Source organism: Yimella lutea, from assembly GCF_006715095.1.
Lineage (GTDB): Bacteria > Actinomycetota > Actinomycetes > Actinomycetales > Dermatophilaceae > Yimella > Yimella lutea.
Map to the genome: position 1 here is coordinate 830,691 of NZ_VFMO01000001.1, position 13,406 is coordinate 844,096.

The following is a 13,406-nucleotide window of genomic DNA, read 5'->3' on the forward strand; positions in this document are numbered from 1 at the left end:
TCTTGACGGATGCGAGCGATCTGGAAGGGCGCGGTCTCCTTCGGCCTTGTCAATGTGCCGGTGCGGTTGTACTCGGCCACCGAGAACCATGATGTCCAGTTCCGTCAGGTGCACCGCACCGACGGCGGCCGGATCAAGTACCAGCGGGTGTGTTCGATCGACGGCGAGCAGGTCTCGTACGACGACATCGCCAAGGGTTACGAGACCGACTCCGGCGAGATGGTGGTGCTCGACGACGACGATCTCGCCGACCTGCCGATCAGCACCACCAAGGAGATCGCGGTCGACAAGTTCGTTCCTGCCGAGCAGATCGACCCGTTGGTGCTCGACAAGTCGTACTACCTGGAGCCCGACAAGAGCGCGGTGAAGCCGTACGTGCTGCTGCGTGAGGCACTCGAACAGACCGATCGCGTTGCCCTGGTGACGGTTTCGCTGCGTACCCGTTCCACCGTGGCGCTGTTGCGGGTCCGCGACGACGTGATCGTGCTGCAGACGATGTTGTGGCCGGACGAGGTGCGCAAGCCCGAGTTCGGGGTGCTGGACGACGACGACACGAAGATCAAGAAGGCTGAGCTCGAGATGGCTCACATGCTGGTCGAGTCACTCGCCGGCGATTACGAGCCCGACGAGTATTCCGACGACTACGAGCAGGCGGTCAAGGAGGTCGTGAAGGCGAAGCTGAAGGGCGGTGAGGTCAAGAAGCCGGCCGCTGCGGCAGAATCCGAGGGCGAAGTCATCGACCTTCTCGCAGCGTTGCAGCAGAGCGTGGATCGCGCCAAGAAATCGCGCGGCGAGGCCAGCTGAACGGAGCCTGCCCAGTGCCCAAGGTGCTTTTCGTGTGCACCGGGAACGTCTGTCGTTCCCCTTTCGCCGAACGACTGGCCCGATTGCTGTCCGACGGCTCGGTCGAGTACGCGTCCGCCGGCATCCAGGCGCTCCACGGCGAGCCGATGGATCGACCGATGGCCGACCAACTGTCGGCCCGGGGAGGGACGTCGGAAGGTTTCGCCGGACACCAACTCACCGCTTCCATGGTGCGCGAAGCTGATCTGCTGCTGTGCATGGAGTCTCGGCACCGGCTGTGGGTCGTGGACGAGGCACCGGTCGCCCTGCGTCGTACGACCCTTCTCACCCACTTCACCGCGGTTGCTGCGCAGCAGCCGGCGCTGCGCGGTGACCAGATCGTCAAAGCGGCTCTGACACAGCCGATTCCGCGGGGAGTCAAGGACATCGCCGACCCGTATCGCCAAGGTGACGAAGCCGCGGCACTGGCGGCCGAGGTCCTGGCTCAGCACGTCCGGCAGGTGGTCATCGCCCTGGAGGGGTGACTTCGTCGCATTCGCGCAGTACCGAATGGCTGATCAACTGTTCGACCGACGAGTTGACGATCTGTGTGTCGTCCGGGTGCGGTCCGAACTCCGCGCGGCATCGCTGCAGAAGATCCTCGATCCGGGTCGGCTGTTCGGCGTGCCGCCACAGCAGCGCACCGACGCCGTCAAGCACCATACTCTGACTGCCCAGCAACAACATGACGCGCCCGTCCGCTTCGACGGCGTCCAGATACGGGCTGCGCTGGACGACCCGTGGGTCGGTCACCGGTTGCGCGGCCACCGTCTCGGCGGTGAACAACTCCGCGGTCGGTGGCAGATGCACGAACTCGACCTCGGGTGCGGTCGAGCCGAGCGCTTCACGCAACAGTTCGATGGACTCCTCGATCTCCGAGTACTCCAGCCGCAGCGGTCCGCCGACTCGCGCGACGGCGGAGGCGAGAGTGCGCAGTGGATGCGTGATGCGCGGCAGGGCGGAGGTGTGAGGGAGCAGGTCGACCAAGCCGTCGATCAGGTCGATTCGGGTCAGCGTCGGGGCGACATGTTCGTCACGGCGCCGCGTCAGCAGCACGACGGCACCCAGCCCGAGGTGTCCTTCCGGCGCCGGAGCCATGCCCAACTCGTCCGGACCGTGTTGCGATTTCTGCGTGGGGTGCGCCGGATCGATGACCACCGACACAGGCTTGGGATAGGCGCGAACGCTCAGGTCGTCGTCGACCGCGATCGTCTCGTCGCTGACGTAGGCGAGTCCGACCTGACTCAGCCGTACCGAGGCCGTCGTCTTGCCGGTGCCGGACGCGGCCACGAGGACCGCGACGTCCCGGGACTCTGGATCGGCCAGGCCGCAGGCGTGGAACATGAGGCGTTCCCCGGCTTGTGCGTTGATCGCGGCGAGTGTGACGGCGGAAGAGAGCGCGTAGTCGGCCGTATCGACGAGCTCGCCGCCGCTGTGTTCGACTCGCTCGATCTGCTTCGGCTCGTGGACCGGTTCGGTGAGGCAGCGTGACCACTGCTGCCGAAGGCGATCGAGATCACTGGCATGGCACTTCACGGACACCGCCGTGCCGAACGCATCGACGACGAAGCTGGCCATGTCCCCGATCCTATGGGCAGGTCGCGGGCGCACCGATTGCGCGACGATTGAGCCCTGGGCGTAACGCGTGATCGGCATTCGGTGGACGGATCTCGGAACAGAGGCGGCGGGGCTCGCGTTGTCACCGGCAGAGTTCGCCACCCCGAATCTCCACCGGTGTCCCCAGGGGCTCCACCGGCGTCCAGGGTGACGACTAGCATCGAGCGAAGAAGCAGCCGAGGGAGAAGACGATGTTTGAACGGTTCACCGACCGTGCCCGCCGGGTTGTCGTGCTTGCGCAAGAAGAGGCGCGCATGCTCAACCACAACTACATCGGGACCGAGCACATCCTGCTCGGCCTCATCCACGAGGGCGAAGGAGTCGCCGCCAAGGCCCTGGAGCAGCTCGGTATCTCCCTGGAGGCCGTGCGCGAACAGGTCCAGGAGATCATCGGCCCCTCCAACCAGCCGCAGTCGGGACACATCCCGTTCACTCCGCGCGCCAAGAAGGTGCTGGAGCTGTCGTTGCGTGAGGGTCTGCAGCTGAACCACTCCTACATCGGCACCGAGCACATCCTGCTCGGCCTCATCCGCGAGGGCGAGGGTGTTGCCGCCCAGGTGCTGGTGAAGATGGGTGCCGACCTGCCGCGCGTGCGCCAGCAGGTCATCCAGCTCGTCTCCGGTTTCAACAACGGTGAGAAGGGCGAGAAGGCCGGCGCAGGCGTCGGCCAGGGCGGCCCCGAGGCCGGTCAGCCGGCCGGTTCGCTGGTGCTCGACCAGTTCGGTCGCAACCTCACGCAGGCTGCCCACGAGGGCAAGCTCGACCCGGTCATCGGGCGCGAGAAGGAGATCGAGCGGGTCATGCAGGTGCTGTCCCGCCGCACCAAGAACAACCCGGTGCTCATCGGTGAGCCCGGCGTCGGCAAGACCGCCGTCGTCGAGGGCCTCGCCGCAGACATCGTCCGCGGCGACGTCCCCGAGACGCTGAAGGACAAGCAGCTGTACACCCTCGACCTCGGTTCGCTGGTGGCCGGTTCGCGCTACCGCGGCGACTTCGAGGAGCGCCTGAAGAAGGTGCTCAAGGAGATCCGCACCCGCGGCGACATCATTCTGTTCATCGACGAGATCCACACCCTCGTCGGTGCGGGTGCCGCCGAGGGCGCGATCGATGCCGCATCCATCCTGAAGCCGATGCTGGCTCGCGGTGAGTTGCAGACGATCGGCGCGACGACGCTCGACGAGTACCGCAAGCACATCGAGAAGGACGCCGCGCTGGAGCGCCGCTTCCAGCCGATCCAGGTGCAGGAACCGTCCATCCCGCACGCGATCGAGATCCTCAAGGGTCTGCGCGACCGGTACGAGGCGCACCACCGCGTCACGATCACCGACGCCGCGCTGGTGTCGGCGGCCAACCTGGCCGACCGATACGTCAACGACCGGCATCTGCCGGACAAGGCGATCGACCTCATCGACGAGGCGGGCGCGCGCCTGCGTATCCGTCGCATGACGGCCCCGGCCGACCTGCGCGAGTTCGACGAGAAGATCGCGCACGTGCGCCGCGAGAAGGAGTCGGCCATCGACGGCCAGGACTTCGAGAAGGCCGCGTCCCTGCGCGACGACGAGAAGAAGCTCATCGACGCCAAGGCCGAGCGTGAGAAGGCCTGGAAGTCCGGCGACCAGGACCTCGTGGCCGAGGTCGACGAGGAGCTGATCGCCGAGGTGCTCGCTGCGTCCACCGGTATCCCGGTGTTCCAGCTCACCGAGGAGGAGTCGGCTCGTCTGCTGCGGATGGAGGAGGAGCTGCACAAGCGCATCGTCGGCAACAACGACGCGGTCAAGGCGCTCTCCCAGGCCATCCGCCGCACCCGTGCCGGCCTGAAGGACCCGCGTCGTCCGGGCGGTTCGTTCATCTTCGCCGGCCCGACCGGCGTGGGTAAGACCGAACTGGCCAAGGCGCTCGCCGAGTTCCTGTTCGGCGACGAGGACGCGCTGATCACACTCGACATGTCGGAGTTCTCCGAGAAGCACACCGTGTCGCGCCTGTTCGGTTCGCCTCCCGGTTACGTCGGTTACGAAGAGGGCGGTCAGCTCACCGAGAAGGTGCGTCGCAAGCCGTTCTCGGTCGTGCTGTTCGACGAGGTCGAGAAAGCCCACCCCGACATCTTCAACTCGCTGTTGCAGATCCTGGAGGACGGTCGCCTGACCGACTCCCAGGGCAGGGTCGTCGACTTCAAGAACACGATCATCATCATGACCACCAACCTGGGTACGCGTGACATCGCCAAGGGCGTCTCGCTGGGCTTCGCGTCCGGCAACGACACCGCCACCGGCTACGACAAGATGCGCGCGAAGGTCAACGAGGAACTCAAGCAGCACTTCCGCCCCGAGTTCCTCAACCGTGTGGACGACACCATCGTCTTCCCGCAGTTGTCGCAGGAGGAGATCGTCGAGATCGTCGACCTGATGGTCGCTCGTCTGGACGAGCGTCTGAAGGACAAGGACATGGCGATCGAGCTCACCCCCCTCGCCAAGGCGCTGCTGGCCAAGCGGGGCTACGACCCTGCGCTCGGTGCCCGTCCGCTGCGTCGCACGATCCAGCGCGAGATCGAGGACCAGCTGTCCGAGAAGTTGCTCTACGGCGACCTCGGTGCGGGCCAGATCGTCCTGGTCGACGCCACCGGCGAGGGTAAGGACGACACGTTCACCTTCAAGGGTTCGCCGCGGGCCACCGCACCCGACACCCTCGAGGCCGAGACGGCGGCTATCGCCGACGGCATCGACCTGGGCAAGGGCGAATAAGGTCGGTTCGTTTCGAGGGGGCGCTCATCCGGTTTCGGGTGGGCGCCCCCTCGCATGTCTTGTGCGCGGACGCGTCCGCGTGAGTCCGGTGTGGGTATTAGCGTTGGGCGGGTGAGTGAAACGCAGGTTCTCGTCCGGCCGGCCCGCGCGACGGACGTCCGCCGCATCCGGGAGGTCACGTCGCCGTACGTCGATTCCCGCGCGATCGTCCCCAAGCCGGCGGTGTCGTACTACGAGTCGCTGCAGGAGTTCCTGGTCGCGGAGATCGACGGGGTCATCGTGGGCTGCGGCGCGCTGCACGTGATGTGGGACGACGTCGCCGAGATCCGCACGCTCGCGGTCGACCGCAGCGCGAAGGGGCACGGGGTCGGCAGCCGCATCGTCCGCGAACTCCTCGATCGGGCGAGGCAGTTGGAAGTCGAGCGGGTCTTCTGTCTGACCTTCGAGACCGAGTTCTTCGGGCGGCACGGGTTCGTGGAGATCGAGGGCGCGCCGGTGGAGCCGGCTGTGTATGCCGAATTGCTGCAGTCCTACGACGAGGGTGTGGCCGAGTTCCTCGACCTCGACCGGGTGAAGCCGAACACCCTGGGAAACACCAGAATGCTGCTCACCTTCTGAGTCCTCGTCGAGGTATACCGATCGGTATCCGCCGCCGTATGGTCGGCGTATGAGCACGACGATCAAGGTGAGTGCCGAACTTCGCGATCGGATCAATCGCGATGCGCGCGAACGTGGAGTGACCGCAGCCGGATTGATCGAGGGGCTGCTCGACGGGTACGAACGGCGTCAGCGCATGGAGGCCTTCGGCCGCGCTGTCCGTGGCGCCGACGCGTCCTACTGGGATGACTTCAGGTCTTGGGACGTGACGCTGCCGGACGGGCGGCCCGGCGAATGATCTGCATCGCGGATCCGTCGTGTGGGCTGAACTCGACCCGGTGCGCGGGCGCGAGCAGTTCGGCCGCCGCCCGGCGCTGGTAATCGCGAGCGATCTGTACCTCGAGCAAGCCGACACGTTCGCGATCATCGTTCCTGCGACGACCGTAGATCGCGGCTGGCCCAACCACATCTTGCTCCGCGGTGCGAAGGTCGGGCTGTCGAAGCCGACCTTCGCGATGACGGAACAGCCCCGCACAGTGACTCGGGATCGACTGGCCGCCCGGATCGGAGTGGTCGACTCCGCCACGATGCGAGAGGTCGACGGCTGGCTGCGCGACTTCCTGGCCTTGCCCCAAGCATTCGCATAACCGACGCCGTGTGCTGCCGAGCGAGCTGATCGGTCAGTCGTCCCGGAGTCCGGGCATCGGACCGAGGAGACGCTCGGCATCGTCCGCGAGTGCTGCCAGGTCGGCGCGGTACTCCTTGATACGGCATCCGATGCCATTGGGTTTCAAGGTGATTCCCTCTTCCGCCCAGCGCGGGACCACTTCGTCCAGCAGGCGCTTGGGCGGGTCGCCGTAGGAGTTGGTCACGCGCCACCACGGCAACTCGTCGGCCGGCTCACTGATCGACATGAGGCGTCCGACCAGTCGCGGATTGATGCCGAAGAGTTCTGCGATGTCGCCGTAGCTGATCACGCGTCCGGGTGGAACGAGACTGACGACGGCGTACACCTGCTCCCGTAGCTGCTCGTTCATGTCCGCTGCGCCAGGTAGATACGCCGCACCACGTCCTCGATGTCGGGTTCCTCGATGGTCAGGTCGCGCACCTCCGCCCGTTCACCGACGGCGGCCAGCAGGGCGGCCGCGGTCGTGGCGGCGGGGTCGAACGCGAGTCGCTGGCGCATGCCGTCCGCCTCACTACCCATGTGTTGGGTCTTCGGGATGTCGAGGAGGTCCGGACCGGCGTCCGCCAGGTCGAGCACGAGGACGCGTTGCGCACCCACCCGCGCCGACAGTCCCGGCAGGCGGCCGTCGTACGCCAGCTTTCCGTGGTCGACGACAAGGACGCGGTCGCACAGTCGCTCAATGTCGCCCATGTCGTGGGTCGTGAGCAGCAGCGTGGTGCCGTTCTGCGCGCGCTCGGCGATCAGGAAGTCGCGCAGCCGCTGCTTGGACAGCACGTCGAGACCGATCGTCGGCTCGTCCAGGATCACCAATTCGGGGGAGTGCAGCAGCGCCGCCGCGACCTCGGCACGCATCCCCGTTCCGCCGCCGGCGACGACCGTCGCCGACAGGATGGCGGTCTTCAGAAAGCCGAAGGTGGCGTTTGCGATGAGTCCACCGACCATGGCCAACCGGGAGGTTGCCTGCTGTCTGATCCTTGCCACGAACAGGCGCCAGTACGGCAGCCAGGGGGAGGGAAGACACAACAGCAAGACCCTACGCGTCCCTGGTTCGCTTGTCAGGTCGGTAGCGCGAACTGCTCTCCGTCGAGCGGTTCGACCAGGCCGTCCTCGATGAGCCCGGCGAGACAGCGATCCCGTTGTGCTTCATCGCTCCACACCAGGTCGAGCGTGCCGCGGGAAACCGGACCGTGCGCATCGCGCAGGGTCTGCAGCAACTTGCCGCGCACCTGGCGGTCGGTGCCCGCCCACTTCTGACCCTTGCGTGCCGGGCCGTCGTACGGTGGCGCGCCCGCCCGTTGCCAAGCACACAGGTCGAGCACCGGGCACGAACCACAGGTCGGATTCTTGGCGGTACAGACGACGGCACCGAGTTCCATCGACGCGACGTTCCAGACGGCGGCGTCCTCGTCGTCGTCCGGCAGAACCGCTGCGGCCAGCCGGGACTCGGCGGCGGTCAGGGTCGGTGCGGCAAGGGCGTCTCCGGTGAAGAGACGCGCTTCGACCCGGCGGATGTTCGTGTCGACGACGACGGTTCGGACGCCGTAGGCGAACGCGGCCACGGCTGCCGCCGTGTAGGTGCCGATACCCGGAAGTGATTGCAGCACAACGGGATCGGACGGCACGACATTGTCATGATCGCGCGCGATGGCGGTGGCTGCTTCGTGCAGGCGTAGCGCGCGTCGTGGGTAGCCCAGGCGTCCCCAGTGCCGGACGGCCTCGCCCGGAGGTGCCGTGGCGAGATCGGCGGGGGTCGGCCAGCGCTCCATCCACTCGAGCCAGATCGGAGCGACACGGGCGACCGGAGTCTGCTGCGACATCACTTCCGACAGCAGCACGCCCCAGGCCGAGCAGTCGGCGTTGCGCCAGGGCAGCTCACGTTGCTCGCGGCGGTACCACTCGATGATCCGACAGTGGATCTCGCCGAGATCGTCGATGTTCAACGGTTTCGGTTGGGTCAGACGTAACGCTCGAGGATGCTGCTCTCGGCGAGACGCGACATCCCCTCGCGCACTGCACGGGCCCGGCTCTCACCGACGCCGTCGACGGCCATCAGATCGTCGAAGTCGGCGGCGAGCAGGGCCTGCAGCGAACCGAAGTGGTCGATGAGGCGCTCCACGATCGCACCGGGCAGGCGTGGGATGCGGCTGAGCAGGCGGTATCCGCGGGGGCTGACCGCGCTGTCGAGGGAGTCTCCGCTGACAGAGAAGCCCATCGCCCGTGCGCCCGCCGACAGGTCGAGCAGGTCGGACGAGGACAGCGCGCCGAGGCGGTCGAGTGCCTGGTCGACGGACAGCGGTTCCTTGGCCGACTCGACGTAGTCGCGCACGACGAGCGTGCGGTCGTCGCCGAGGCCGGTGACGAGTTCATCCAACTGGAGTGCCATGAGGCGCCCGTCGACGCCGAGTTCGATCACGTACTCGGCGATCTCCTCGCTGATGCGGCGGACCATCTCCATCCGCTGCACGACGCTCGCGACATCGCGGATGGTGACCAGGTCTTCGATCTCCAGGGCGCTGAGGGTGCCGGCGACCTCGTCCAGCCGCTCCTTGTAACGCTCCAGGGTCTGCAATGCCTGGTTGGCGCGGGACAGGATCGCAGTGGAGTCCTCAATGACGTGACGCAGGTTGCCGACGTACAAGGCGCAGATGTGCATCGACTGGCTGACCGAGACGACCGGGTAACCGGTCTGCTTGGCCACGCGCTCGGCGGTACGGTGACGGGTGCCCGACTCCGACGTCTCGATGGAGGCGTCCGGCACCAATTGCGTTGCGGCGCGGACGATTCGGCTGACATCGCCGTCGACGACGATCGCGCCGTCCATTTTGGCCAGTTCACGCAGTCGGGTGGCGGTGAGTTCGATGTCCATCGGGAATCCGCCGGTGCTGATCTGCTCCACGACCGGGTCGTTGCCGAGCACGATCAGCGCGCCCGTGCGCCCGCGCAGGATGCGCTCCAACGCTTCACGCAGAACGGTGCCCGGGGCGACGAGCGCGAGGGTGTCGTGCAGGATCTCTTCGGGTGTGCGCTCCACCCGCACAGACTAGGTGACAGAGGTCGGATCGCGCGGATGCACGCCGGTTCCGGCCGACGTGAGCGGTCAGACCAACCCGTCTCGCCGCGCGATCGCTGCGGCCTCTCGATGCCGAACGGGTCGGTCGGCAGGCCGCTCGCCTCGGCACGGCCGACGGCCTCTCGGTAGATGCGGTACGCGTCGTGGTGCCGGGCGATGCCACCGTTCGCGGTCAGTTTCAGTGCCTCAGACGGCTCAGGTGGCCCGCGACCGTCCGGGTGCTCCTTCGCGGGGGCGCAGTTCGGTGACGGTCGCCAGGTTGAGCAGGCGAACTGCGGACGCCAGATCGGCCACCTCGCGCACGTCCATCCCGTCGGGTGCTTTCTCCTCGCCGAGGGAGCCCTTGGGGATGATCGCCCGCTGGAAACCGATGCGCGCCGCTTCGGCCAACCGGCGCGGCACCCCCTGGACCGCGCGCACATCGCCCGCCAGTCCGACCTCTCCGAGCGCGACCGTGCCCTTGGTGAACGGCGCGTCGACCAGCGAACTGGCCATCGCGAGAGCAAGCGCAAGATCGGCGGCCGGCTCGGCCAGGCGCACGCCGCCGACGGTCGAGACATAACACTCGGAGTTGCGGGTGGGCACCTGGCAGTGCCGGTCGAGGACGGCGAGGATCATCGCCACGCGCGAGGAATCGACCCCGCTGGTGGTGCGCCGCGGCGAGCCGCCCTGCTCCGACTTCGCCAGCAGCGCCTGCACCTCGGTGACCAAGGGGCGGCGTCCTTCGAGCGTCACCGTGATGCAGGTGCCCGGTGCGGGATTCGCGGTGCGGGTTAGGAACAACCCGGACGGGTCGGGCAGGCCGACAATTCCGACATCGGACAGATCGAAGCAACCCACCTCGTCCGTGGGGCCGTAGCGGTTCTTCACAGCCCGCACCATGCGCAGGCGCGAGTGGCGCTCGCCCTCGAACTGAACGACGACGTCGACGAGGTGTTCGAGCATCCGCGGACCGGCGATCGAACCGTCCTTGGTGACGTGGCCGACCAGCAGCGTGGCGATGTTTCTCTCCTTCGCCACCTGGATGATGCTGGTCGCGACCTCACGTATCTGGCTGACATTGCCGGGCGCGCCCTCGATGTCGGCGGACGCGATGGTCTGCACCGAGTCGATGATCAGGAAGGTCGGCTGTACCTGTTCGATCTGCGCGAGCACGGTGGACAGGTCGGTCTCGGATGCGAGGTAGAGGGTGTCGGCCATGGCCTCGATGCGCTCGCCGCGCAGTCGCACCTGAGCCGCGGACTCTTCCCCACTGACGTACAACACCTCACGACCCCCGCGCGCCGCCCGCCCCGCGACGTCGAGCAGCAGCGTGGACTTGCCGATGCCCGGTTCGCCGGCGACGAGCACCACAGCACCCGGAACGAGCCCGCCACCGAGCACCCGGTCGAACTCACCCACGCCGGTCGGGGCAGCCTCGGCCAGGCTCGCATCGACGTCGGCAATCGGCAGAGCCGGCCGCTCGACGGTGCGCGCCGGAGCCGTCCGCGGCTTGACCGTGCCCGCCTCCACGACCGTGCCCCAGGCCTGACATTCACCGCACCGGCCGACCCACTTGATCGCCGTCCAACCGCACTCCGTGCACTTGTACGCCGGTGCCGAGCCCTTCTTCGCTGCCATGGTGGTAACCGTACGAGACGGGTACGACAGCAACTTCGGACGTCCTAAGTGGCCGACCTCACCTGGTGTGGGGCCTACGCTGCTTGGGTGAACCTCGAAAAGGTGGTCTTCGGATTCTTCGTCCTGTTGGCGGCCACACTCAATTTCGGCTTCTTCCTCGGCGACATCGACAACCCGCACGTGCACAACGTGTACGAGTTGTTCGCTGCGATCGTCGTCAACTGCATCGCCACCGTGCTGAAGTTCGGCGACCGGACGCAGGTCGGCGCCGTGCACCTGGCGACCAGCCTGGTCGCCCTGCTGCAGCTGATCGGCGCGGCGTCGGTGTGGGTATGGGCGAGTCAGGTCTCCGCCCACGGGCTCGATGGGGAGGCCACGTCCAGCGTCGTCTCGCTGTCGGGTGGCGCACTGCTGGCGAACGTGGTCTCGGTGGTGCTGCTGGTCGTGGAGACGGTGTCGTTCCGGCGACGTTGATCCGCGCCGTCGTCGACTGAACCTTCATGGTCAACCTGCTGCATCTGCTCAACCTGCGTCATCGCCACGTGCGGCGCGCGCGGCGCCGGCCGGTGCCGATCCCCACCGGGCTTCCGGCGACGGACGCCGTCTTCCTGCTGCTGCGCCGGATGCGAATGCCGTTCATCGTGCTCATCACGACGTTCAGCATCGCCACCCTCGGCATGACGCTGGTGCCCGGCAAGGACGTCAACGGCAACACCTATCACCTGACGCCGTTCGATGCGTTCTACCAGATGACGATGACGGTCACGACGGTCGGATTCACCGAGGCCCCGCATGCCTTCAGCTACCCGCAGCGCATGTGGATGACCGCGTCCATCTTCATGCTGGTGGTCAGCTGGGCCTACGCGATCGCCGTCATCTTCTCGATGATGCAGGACACGGCCTTTCAGGAAGCCCTTGCCACACAACGGTTTCGGCGCAAGGTGCGCAACATGCGCGAGCCGTTCATGCTCGTTGTCGGGTACGGAGCGGCGGGCCAGGCGGTGGGCCACGAACTCGACAAGCGACGCCGCAGGTTCGTCGTCGTGGAGGAGTCGCGGAGCCGGGTCGAGACCGTGTGGACCGACGAACTCACCGCCGATGTCCCGGCGCTGGAGTCGGACGGCAAGGTGCCGGCCGCACTCGGACTCGCCGGGCTCGGACACCCGCAGTGCGAGGCCGTGCTCGCGCTGACCGACGACGACGAGGCGAACCTGGCAATCACGATGAGTGTGTCCTTGCTTCGTCCGGACCTGCCGGTGATCGCGCGCTGTGTCGACCACACTGTCCAGTCGCGGATCGAGGATTTCGGACCGACCGCGCTGATCAACCCGGACGACCGGTACGGCGGCTACCTCGCGCTGTCCCTGCACCAGCCGGTCACCGACCAACTCGTGCAGTGGCTGATGGACAACGACGAGCACGAACTTCCCGAGCTGCGTGAGGGCCTTGCCCTCGGACGCTGGGTGGTCGCCGGTGATTGCGAGTTCGGAGATGAGGTCACTCGCGACCTACGTGGAGCCGGACTGTCGGTCGACCACGTGGACGCGTCCCGGATGCCCGAGTCGTTCGACGATGTCGCGGGGTTCGTCGCTGCCAGCACGAACGACCTGACGAACATCGCTCTGGCGGAACGGGTTCGGCTGACCAACCCTGACACCTACCTGTGCGTGCGGCAGCGCACGAACTCCTATGCGGCGCTGTGTCATGCGATGGACATCGACTCCATCTACATCTCGACCGAGTTGGTGGCCCGTGAGGTGCTGGCCCGTGTGCTGACGCCGGTGTTCTGGCAGTTCATCGAGGAACTGTTGCAGCAGGACGAGCGGTTCGCGGTGGGGCTGCGCGACCGTCTGGTGGACAAGTGCGGCAAGCGCGCGCCCGAACGGGATCTGTTCAGACTCGATCCCGAGCATGCGCCGGCTGTGTCCGCGTGGCTCGAGCGTGGTCACGAGCTTCGACTCGGCGACCTGCTGCGGCACCCGGACGACCGCAACGAGATGCTCGCCCTGGTGCCGCTGATGGTGCTGCGCGATGACGAGCATTTTCTGGCCCCGGACGACGACCTGCTGGTGCAGGCCGGCGATCAGGTGCTGCTGGCCGGCACCGGCCGCGGCCTCATGGACCTGTACGACGCGCTGTTCTACTCAGCGACGCTCGAGTACATCGCCACCGGCAACCAGGTGCCCTCCACCTGGGTCTGGCGGGTCCTGCGCAGCCGGCGTTCTTGACGCCG

The 13,406-nt window shown here is 67.0% G+C and carries 13 protein-coding genes and 1 pseudogene; 8 read left to right on the forward strand and 6 right to left on the reverse strand.

Going from position 1 to position 13,406, the window contains the following annotated elements; all coding sequences use genetic code 11:
* The first annotated feature begins 9 nt into the window (after positions 1-9).
* A complete protein-coding gene (gene ku / locus FB459_RS03950; protein ID WP_129625181.1) occupies positions 10-804 on the forward strand; it encodes a non-homologous end joining protein Ku in 795 nt (264 codons plus the stop codon).
* 32 nt (positions 805-836) lie between these two features.
* Positions 837-1,328, forward strand: a complete 492-nt coding sequence (locus tag FB459_RS03955) for an arsenate reductase/protein-tyrosine-phosphatase family protein (protein WP_168990184.1) — start codon at positions 837-839, stop codon at positions 1,326-1,328.
* Here the strand turns inward: FB459_RS03955 and FB459_RS03960 are convergent.
* Positions 1,309-2,421 carry a PqqD family protein gene (locus FB459_RS03960; RefSeq protein WP_141927535.1) on the reverse strand — a complete coding sequence of 371 codons (1,113 nt, stop codon included), beginning with the start codon at positions 2,419-2,421 and terminating at the stop codon, positions 1,309-1,311. The genes FB459_RS03955 and FB459_RS03960 overlap by 20 nt on opposite strands.
* A 230-nt stretch (positions 2,422-2,651) precedes the next feature.
* On the opposite strand from FB459_RS03960, the gene FB459_RS03965 reads away from it, so the two are divergent.
* The 4 genes and pseudogenes from FB459_RS03965 (at position 2,652) to FB459_RS03980 (ending at position 6,442) form a co-directional block, all read left to right on the forward strand.
* A complete protein-coding gene (locus FB459_RS03965; RefSeq protein ID WP_141927536.1) occupies positions 2,652-5,198 on the forward strand; it encodes an ATP-dependent Clp protease ATP-binding subunit in 2,547 nt (848 codons plus the stop codon).
* Between the two features lie 111 nt (positions 5,199-5,309).
* Positions 5,310-5,816 (forward strand): amino-acid N-acetyltransferase, encoded by a 507-nt coding sequence (locus FB459_RS03970; RefSeq protein ID WP_239702477.1) that lies wholly within the window; start codon positions 5,310-5,312, stop codon positions 5,814-5,816.
* A gap of 40 nt (positions 5,817-5,856) precedes the next feature.
* A pseudogene (locus FB459_RS03975) lies at positions 5,857-6,093 on the forward strand (hypothetical protein); the annotation flags it as partial.
* Positions 6,094-6,112: 19 nt separating this feature from the next.
* The gene (locus FB459_RS03980) at positions 6,113-6,442 is read left to right on the forward strand and encodes a type II toxin-antitoxin system PemK/MazF family toxin (protein ID WP_240795958.1); all 330 of its coding nucleotides are present in this window, start codon (positions 6,113-6,115) and stop codon (positions 6,440-6,442) included.
* Between the two features lie 33 nt (positions 6,443-6,475).
* On the opposite strand, the gene FB459_RS03985 is transcribed toward FB459_RS03980, so the two are convergent.
* The 5 genes from FB459_RS03985 to radA form a co-directional block, all read right to left on the reverse strand.
* Positions 6,476-6,832 (reverse strand): MGMT family protein, encoded by a 357-nt coding sequence (locus tag FB459_RS03985; RefSeq protein ID WP_141927537.1) that lies wholly within the window; start codon positions 6,830-6,832, stop codon positions 6,476-6,478.
* Positions 6,829-7,506, reverse strand: coding sequence for an AAA family ATPase (locus FB459_RS03990; RefSeq protein ID WP_370447349.1), 678 nt, complete (start codon positions 7,504-7,506; stop codon positions 6,829-6,831). Before FB459_RS03990 ends, FB459_RS03985 begins: the two co-directional genes overlap by 4 nt.
* Positions 7,507-7,538: 32 nt before the next feature.
* Positions 7,539-8,423, reverse strand: coding sequence for an HhH-GPD family protein (locus tag FB459_RS03995; RefSeq protein WP_425472281.1), 885 nt, complete (start codon positions 8,421-8,423; stop codon positions 7,539-7,541).
* Positions 8,424-8,437: 14 nt separating this feature from the next.
* Positions 8,438-9,514, reverse strand: a complete 1,077-nt coding sequence (gene disA, locus FB459_RS04000) for a DNA integrity scanning diadenylate cyclase DisA (protein ID WP_129625189.1) — start codon at positions 9,512-9,514, stop codon at positions 8,438-8,440.
* A 234-nt stretch (positions 9,515-9,748) separates the two neighbouring features.
* Positions 9,749-11,173, reverse strand: a complete 1,425-nt coding sequence (gene radA / locus FB459_RS04005) for a DNA repair protein RadA (protein WP_129625190.1) — start codon at positions 11,171-11,173, stop codon at positions 9,749-9,751.
* A gap of 87 nt (positions 11,174-11,260) precedes the next feature.
* Here radA and FB459_RS04010 point away from each other — a divergent pair, with 87 nt between their 5' ends.
* On the forward strand, positions 11,261-11,647 hold the full coding sequence (locus tag FB459_RS04010; protein WP_129625191.1) for a DUF6394 family protein: 387 nt from the start codon (positions 11,261-11,263) through the stop codon (positions 11,645-11,647).
* A gap of 26 nt (positions 11,648-11,673) precedes the next feature.
* Positions 11,674-13,401, forward strand: coding sequence for an NAD-binding protein (locus FB459_RS04015; protein ID WP_141927538.1), 1,728 nt, complete (start codon positions 11,674-11,676; stop codon positions 13,399-13,401).
* Positions 13,402-13,406 lie beyond the last annotated feature (5 nt).

Bases quoted from the DNA above. Each gene is read 5' to 3' on its own strand.
- FB459_RS03965 (WP_141927536.1), top strand. From the start codon at position 2,652: ATGTTTGAACGGTTCACCGACCGTGCCCGCCGGGTTGTCGTGCTTGCG.
- FB459_RS04015 (WP_141927538.1), top strand. From the start codon at position 11,674: ATGGTCAACCTGCTGCATCTGCTCAACCTGCGTCATCGCCACGTGCGG.
- ku (WP_129625181.1), top strand. From the start codon at position 10: ATGCGAGCGATCTGGAAGGGCGCGGTCTCCTTCGGCCTTGTCAATGTG.
- FB459_RS03985 (WP_141927537.1), bottom strand. From the start codon at position 6,832: ATGAACGAGCAGCTACGGGAGCAGGTGTACGCCGTCGTCAGTCTCGTT.
- radA (WP_129625190.1), bottom strand. From the start codon at position 11,173: ATGGCAGCGAAGAAGGGCTCGGCACCGGCGTACAAGTGCACGGAGTGC.
- FB459_RS03960 (WP_141927535.1), bottom strand. From the start codon at position 2,421: ATGGCCAGCTTCGTCGTCGATGCGTTCGGCACGGCGGTGTCCGTGAAG.